Origin of the sequence: Streptomyces sp. NPDC006265, assembly GCF_040613555.1 — a bacterium.
GTDB lineage: Bacteria > Actinomycetota > Actinomycetes > Streptomycetales > Streptomycetaceae > Streptomyces.
In genome coordinates this window covers 1-2,738 of the sequence record NZ_JBEXSH010001061.1, presented here as the reverse complement: position 1 = coordinate 2,738, position 2,738 = coordinate 1, and the positions used below count along the sequence as shown (strand labels likewise).

At 68.6% G+C, this 2,738-nt stretch carries 3 protein-coding genes; all 3 read right to left on the bottom strand.

Features of this window, described 5'->3' with window-relative positions; translation table 11 throughout:
- Window positions 1–71: 71 nt before the first annotated feature.
- Window positions 72–353 carry an HU family DNA-binding protein gene (locus tag ABZ281_RS45195; RefSeq protein WP_003990598.1) on the bottom strand — a complete coding sequence of 94 codons (282 nt, stop codon included), beginning with the start codon at window positions 351–353 and terminating at the stop codon, window positions 72–74.
- A gap of 342 nt (window positions 354–695) precedes the next feature.
- Entirely contained in the window at window positions 696–2,129 is a 1,434-nt protein-coding gene (locus ABZ281_RS45190) for an NAD-dependent malic enzyme (RefSeq protein WP_356664175.1), read from the bottom strand.
- A 331-nt stretch (window positions 2,130–2,460) separates the two neighbouring features.
- On the bottom strand, window positions 2,461–2,738 hold a 278-nt coding region (locus ABZ281_RS45185; RefSeq protein WP_356664173.1), incomplete at its 5' end, for an ATP-binding domain-containing protein.

The following is a 2,738-nucleotide window of genomic DNA, read 5'->3' as shown; positions in this document are numbered from 1 at the left end:
CCCGGACCGGGTGGCCGCCCCTTTGATGTCACTCACTGGGTTCGTACACCGTCGGCGTACGAACGGCAGGGTTACTTGCCCTTGGCCGCTTCCTTGAGCTTCGAACCCGCGGAGACCTTCACGCTGTAACCGGCGGGGATCTGGATGGGCTCGCCGGTCTGCGGGTTGCGGGCGGTACGAGCGGCACGGTGCGTGCGCTCGAAGGTCAGGAAGCCGGGGATGGTGACCTTCTCGTCGCCCTTGGAGACGATGTCGCCGACGACGTCGGCGAACGCGGCCAGCACGGCGTCGGCGTCCTTGCGAGTCACCTCGGCGCGGTCGGCCAGCGCGGCCACCAGCTCACTGCGGTTCATGTTGTTACTCCCGTGTTCATCTTGCCGTTGAGGCGTCAGATCGAAGCCGATGCTGCCAGGGTCCTCGATGAGTCCCCGGACCCGGGTCCGTCGTCAGACCCTCGCGCCCAGGGACGCATCCTGCCCCTACCTGCGGCGGGAAAGCCAATCCGGCACCCGCAGGAGTCGTGAGAACACCCTTGGGGAGTCACACGAAAAGGGGGCCTGAGCCTTGCGCCACGATAGCTCCGCTGCTGACAGGGTTCTTGCGACGCGCCGGGTTCCAGGCTGCCGTGGGGTTACTCACAGTCCGGGGAGACTGCGCCGTCCGGGCCCCCGCAGCGGCCCGGACTGCCCTAGGTCTCAGACGCCGGACGGGCTGCCCGACCCCGCACCGACCGCCTTGGCGGCCTCCCGCACGGCGCCGGCGACCGCGCCCGCGACCTTGTCGTTGAAGACGCTCGGGATGATGTAGTTCGCGTTCAGCTCGTCCTCGGTCACCACGTCCGCGAGGGCCGTCGCGGCGGCCAGCATCATCTCGGTGTTGACCGTCCGGGACTGCGCGTCCAGCAGACCGCGGAAGACACCCGGGAAGACCAGCACATTGTTGATCTGGTTCGGGAAGTCCGAGCGGCCGGTGGCGACAACGGCCGCGGTCTGGCGGGCGATTGCCGGGTCGACCTCGGGGTCCGGGTTCGCAAGCGCGAACACGATCGCACCGTCGGCCATGGCGGCCACGTCGTCGCCGTCCAGGACGTTCGGGGCGGAGACGCCGATGAAGACGTCAGCGCCGTGCACGGCCTCCTTGAGGGTGCCCGTGAGGCCCTCGGGGTTGGTGTTGTCGGCGATCCAGCGCAGCGCCGAGTCCGGGGCCGCGTCCACCAGGTCCTCACGGCCCGCGTGCACGACGCCGTGGATGTCGGCGACGACGGCGTTCTTGACGCCGGCGGCGAGCAGCAGCTTCAGGATGGCCGTACCGGCCGCGCCGGCGCCGGACATGACGACGCGGATGTTCTCGATCGCCTTGCCGGCGACACGAAGTGCGTTCGTCAGGGCGGCGAGGACGACGATCGCGGTGCCGTGCTGGTCGTCGTGGAAGACGGGGATGTCGAGGGCCTCGCGCAGCCGGGCCTCGATCTCGAAGCAGCGCGGGGCGGAGATGTCCTCGAGGTTGATGCCCGCGAAACCGGGGGCGATCGCCTTGACGATCTCGACGATCGCGTCGGTGTCCTGGGTGTCGAGGCAGATCGGCCAGGCGTCGATGCCGGCGAACCGCTTGAAGAGGGCCGCCTTGCCCTCCATGACGGGCAGCGCGGCCTTGGGGCCGATGTTGCCCAGGCCCAGCACAGCGGATCCGTCCGTCACGACCGCAACGGAGTTGCGCTTGATGGTGAGGCGGCGGGCGTCCTCGGGGTTCTCGGCGATCGCCATGCAGACGCGGGCCACGCCCGGCGTGTAGACCATGGACAGGTCGTCACGGTTGCGGATGGGGTGCTTGGACGCCATCTCGATCTTGCCGCCGAGGTGCATGAGGAAGGTCCGGTCCGAGACCTTGCCCAGCGTGACGCCCTCGATGCCGCGGAGTTCCTCCACGATCTCGTCCGCGTGCGCGGTCGACGTCGCCGCGATGGTGACGTCGATACGGAGCTTCTCGTGACCGGATGCGGTGACGTCGAGGCCGGTCACCGAGCCTCCGGAGGACTCCACGGCGGTGGTGAGCTGCGAGACGGCGGTTCCGCTCGCGGGCACCTCCAGCCGGACCGTCATCGAGTAGGAGACGCTGGGCGCCGTTGCCATGGCCGACTTCCTCTGCTTTCACCTGACGCTGAGTTGTGCCGTCCGATCGTCGCACCTACCGCTGAGTAGCAGGTAGCCACCCTCGATTGCGAACGTTTTGTTCGCGGAACGGGGCGACAAAAAGAGACCCACGTCACGGGGACGTGGGTCTCTTCTCAAGTAGGTGGCACCGACCCGCCATGCTCGCCTCGCGGCAAGTGGTCGCTCGTAGCGACGAAGGTTGGGCCCGGGGGCTTGGATCGAGCCGGTGCCACATCCAGGCTAACAAACAGATCCGGTAAGGCCATTCCCATACCGGTAGTTCATTTCGCCGACAAGTGGGTATCGGGCCTCAGTCCCTGAGCAGATCCGCAACTCCCGCCGCGTCGGGCTCGTCCCGGTCGGCCGAGACGACCGTGAGCTGCTGGGTGGCCCGGGTCAGCGCGACGTAGAGGACGCGCAGGCCGGCCGGGGACTCGTCCGCGATCTCCGCCGGGGAGACCACCACCGTCGCGTCGTACTCCAGGCCCTTGGTGGTCCTCGACGGCGTCCTTGGCGGTGAGGAACAGCACCGGCACGTCCGGCAGTTCCCGGCGCAGCCGCCCGAGCACGGCCAGCCCGTCCATGTCC

Excerpts from the sequence above, each read along its gene's own strand:
- ABZ281_RS45195 (WP_003990598.1), bottom strand. The coding sequence starts at position 353 with ATGAACCGCAGTGAGCTGGTGGCCGCGCTGGCCGACCGCGCCGAGGTG.
- ABZ281_RS45190 (WP_356664175.1), bottom strand. The coding sequence starts at position 2,129 with ATGGCAACGGCGCCCAGCGTCTCCTACTCGATGACGGTCCGGCTGGAG.